Genomic DNA, 3766 nt, shown 5'->3' on the forward strand with positions numbered 1-3766 from the left:
GGGCGGGGCGCCGCCGGGGCGGGTGTCCTGGGCACCGGACACCCACCCCTTGCGCGTCGTACGACTAGCGTGTGACCTTCTCGACGGTCACGGCGCCCACACCGACGGTCGTGCCGCGCGTGTTCACCAGCCGTACCTCACCCACCACTTCGCGGCCCTCGGCCACGGCACTCGCTACGGTGACGCTCGCCGACACCTTCGCCGAGTCGCCCTTGCCGAGCCTGACCGGCGACGACTCGTCCACGGCGATGTCGCCGACCGCGGAGGAGAAGAAGACGTCCCGGTAGTCGTACCCGGTCGAGCCCGACGGTACGGCGTAGGCGACGACCTCGACGGTGTACGTACCGGCCGCCGGGTCGGCGAGGGAGACGGACTCGTCGGAGTCAGGGTCGGCGGACTGGCCGACGACCGTGCCCTGGGCGTCGTAGACCGTCAGGTCGAGGTCGGCGGCCGCGTCCGATACCCCGCCGATGGCGACGTCCAGCGATGTGGTGCCCTCGGCCACCTCGATCGTGCTCTTCTGCGTCTCACCGTTCTTGATGGTCGGCCGCGCGGACTTCGACGAGCCGAGCCGGCCGCCCTTCAGGGTGCCGTCGACCGCCGCCATCCTGTTGGTCACCGTCCAGGACGCGTCGACCGAGGTGCCGGCCTCGGCCTCCGGCACGGTCACCGGTGCCGGGGCGAAGGACGCGGCGAGCGTGGAGACGTTCAGCTTGTACGGGTTGTCCAGCAAGGCCGACGCACGGCGGGAGTCGACCGCGATCTCCCAGACACCCGGCATCGGGTCCGCGTACACGGCGATGTCCGTCGTGCCCGGGTCGCCCTCGTCGACCGACATGCCGCGCGGGTCGATGGCGCTGACCCCCACCTGACTGCCCTTCTTCAGACCGCCGAGCGTGACCTGGAGCGACTTCGCGCCCTCGGGGACGGTGACGAAGTACGACGTGGACTTGGTGCGCTGCACCGAACCCGAGGCCGTGAAGCTGTACTTGACCGGCGTGGAGACCACGACGGTGTTCAGGATCTGCTTGTCGACACCGGCCGTCCTCGGGTCGTTGACCTGAAGGATCACGCTCTTGATGCCCGCGTGCTTGGGAGCGGCCTGGACCTTCACCGTCACCGGCTTGTTCAGCGGCAGTTTCACCCCGTGGGGGCCGACGATCGAGAAGGTGCGCTCCTTGTTGTTCGCCAGCCGCAGGGAGTGCGGGAGCGAGCCGGAGGGCCCGGACGTACGGGTGACGGTGACGTCGTACGTCTTCTTCTTCCCGGCCTTCAGACCGCCCTCGCGGTCGTGGACACCCGTGCCGAAGCCCGGCGTCTTCAGCGCCTGGTCGAGCGCGGTGTCGACCGGGGCCTTCACCGAGTACGCGTGGGCGGTCGCGCCCGCCTTGATCGCCTTCCAGGCGCCGACGACGTCGATGAGGCCGGCACCCTCCTCGTACGCCTGAACTCCCTTGATGTGCTTGGCGGTCGAGATCAGTGCCGTGCGCAGCTTCGCGGGCGTCAGCTCGATGCCCTTCCGCTTGGCGGCGCTCAGCAGCAGCGCGGTCGCGCCCGCCGCCTGCGGGGACGCCATCGACGTGCCGTTGTGCATGGCGTAGCCGGGCGGCAGCTTCCAGCCTGCCTCGGGGAGGGACGTGCCGGGCTGCCAGGGCGGAGTCGTACTGACCGCGGCGCCGGGGGCGACGAGGGTGGGGGTGAGGCCGCCGTCCTCACGGGGTCCGCGGGAGGAGAAGGTGAACAGCTGGTACTTGTCGGCCACGGCGGCGCCGTAGTTGGCGGCGTAGGTCTCCTTGGAGATGCTCGCGCCCACCGAGATGACCTTGTCGCCGGAGCCGAGGTTGGCCATCGTGTTGGCGCCGGGGCCGTCGTTGCCGGCGGAGACGACGAGCTGGATGCCGTGGGTGTCGATCAGGCGGTCGTACAGCACGGAAAAGACGTCGTTGCCGTCGTTGAGCGCCGCCTGACCGCCGATGGACATTTGGACGATGTCGACGCCGCGGTTGACGACGAGGTCGACCATGCCCTCGGTGACGCCGACGTTGGTGCACGTGACGGCGAAGGCACAGGCCCGCGAGGACACGATCTTCGCGCCGGGGGCGGCGCCGTTCATCCTGCCGCCGAACATGCCGTTGCCGGCGGTGATACCGGCCACGTGGGTGCCGTGGAGACCGGAGACGAGGCCGATGTTGACGAAGTCGGCCTTCTTGCCGACCCAGTCGCCACCCAGCGGGTCCATCGGGACGTCCTTGCGGATCTCCACGGCGAAGGACTGGCTCTCGGCGACGGCCGTGGCCGGGTCGTCGGTGCCGAACCGGCCGACCTGGAAGCCGTCCTTGTACGGCTTCATCAGCTTGTCGTCGGTGAAGTCGCCGTCGTCGTCGACATCGACGGTGACCGTGCCGGCGGCCGGGTCGTAGAGGACGCCCCAGTCGTCGGTGGTGTCGCCGTCGCGGTTGACGTCACCGTCGGAGCGGCCGGGCGAGGCCGCGGGCATCGTGGTGACGGACTCGGCGAAGACGCTGACCCGGTAGGCGCCCTCGGGGGCCTTCCAGCTCTTGCCGCCGAAGTCGAAGGACGGCCCGGAGACCGAGGTGGTCATCGGGCGCCAGGTGCCGTCGCCGTCGACGACCGGGTCGGTGGCGGTCACCCAGTCGACGATCTTGCGCTCACCGGTCGTCGTCTTCCGCAACGCGGGAGTGGCGAGGTCGACACCCGTGTCGAGGATGCCGATGGTGACGCCCCGGCCGTCCGCCTTCGGGTTCTGCTTCACGAAGTCGACGGCGCCCGTCTCGAAGGACGGGTTGTAGGGGTTCTTCGCGGGGGTGCTCCTGTCCGGACCGGGGTAAGCGGCCGCGGAGGCGGTCGTCCTGCCCTTCTCGAGGCCCGGTTCCTGCATGGGTATCTCTTCACGGAGGTCGATGGCCCGCACGGAGGAGAGCTTCGCGGCGTCAGCGATGGCCGAGTCCGCCCTGCCGGTCGGTACGGTGGCCCGCACGTACCCGAGCTCGTCGTAGGTACGGCCCACGGAGCCGCCCTGGACCGCGTCCAGCTCCGCGGCGACCTTCTCGGTCTGCCCCGGCGCGGTGGCGATCATCATCGTGACGGTCTTCTCGCGGTGCGCCTTGGCCTGCGCGAGGAGGGCGACGTCGTCCGAACCGAGCTTCTCGGGGCCGGACTTGACGCCAGGGTCGACGGCAGTGGTGGGGGCGCCGTCCGCGGCGAGGGAGAGGGGGACGGGCCCGGCCGCGGAGAGCACGGTGACGAGCCCTGCGGCCACGGCGATACGAGCGACGCGTCTCGCGCCCGATATCGGGGCCGGGTGGGGGGTGGGAGACATGCGTGATCCCTGGTGCAGGAGGAACGTTGGCATGGGCGGCCGGGTCGAACATCCTCGACCGCCGCGATCCGGAACATAAACCCGGTGATCGCCAGCTTCGCACAAGTGACCACTGTTACTTGAGAGTTAACGCATCTAGATCGCTACTGACACACACTCTCCACATGCCGTGGGGGAGTTACGCGAACCCGATGGCCCGCGCACCCGGGGTTCCCGCGCGAGGAACCCGACGGACCCCGCAGCCGCCCGGCGGCCCGCACCCTCACGCTGCCGGGTGAGTCTCCGCAGCGCGGCCCGTCGGCCTCGCCGCTGGCTGCGATCGCTGACCAACCCTCTCCACCGCCTGCGGCCGGCAGCACGCCGTCACCGGCGCGCCCCCTCCGACAGCGCCGGTGACGGCGTGCTGCCGGCCGCAGGCGGTGGAGA

General features: G+C 70.4%; 1 protein-coding gene. It reads right to left on the reverse strand.

Annotated elements, in window-relative coordinates; genetic code table 11:
* Nucleotides 1–64 precede the first annotated feature (64 nt).
* Entirely contained in the window at nucleotides 65–3340 is a 3276-nt protein-coding gene (locus AOK23_RS42680; protein WP_055717750.1) for a S8 family serine peptidase, read from the reverse strand.
* Between the last annotated feature and the right edge of the window lie 426 nt (nucleotides 3341–3766).

It is taken from the genome of Streptomyces torulosus, from assembly GCF_001419765.1.
In the GTDB taxonomy this organism is placed as follows: Bacteria; Actinomycetota; Actinomycetes; order Streptomycetales; family Streptomycetaceae; genus Streptomyces; species Streptomyces torulosus.

What these genes read in the sequence shown, in the direction of transcription:
- AOK23_RS42680 (WP_055717750.1), bottom strand. Translation starts at nt 3,340, where the DNA reads ATGTCTCCCACCCCCCACCCGGCCCCGATATCGGGCGCGAGACGCGTC.